A 275-nucleotide genomic window follows, 5' to 3' on the forward strand; every position below is an offset into this window, starting at 1 on the left:
TATTAAGCCCCAACCTTCCTCTACTTGAAGGTCGGGGCTTAAAGAAATAACTTGATTAGGTTCTGTAAACATCAACGTGCCTTCAGTAAAATCATAATAAGACATACCATACTTTACAACACCGCTAAATTTTTTAAAAAGGATGCTATAAAAGCCCATCCTATAAAAGGCATTTTTTTCGATATTGCTTCTGTTAATTTCAGTTAGATCAATAAGCGATACAAGAGGATGCTTTGGTTTTGCCCAACCATAAAGCGTATGTAAATCACTTATTG

Annotated in this window: 1 protein-coding gene; it reads right to left on the reverse strand. The window is 34.5% G+C overall.

What is annotated here, in order from left to right:
• Positions 1-275: hypothetical protein (locus SB764_RS39945; RefSeq protein ID WP_410866740.1), on the reverse strand; the 275-nt coding region annotated here is incomplete at both ends.

This window comes from Paraburkholderia sp. SIMBA_027 (genome assembly GCF_046535315.1).
GTDB classification, from domain to species: Bacteria; Pseudomonadota; Gammaproteobacteria; order Burkholderiales; family Burkholderiaceae; genus Paraburkholderia; species Paraburkholderia tropica.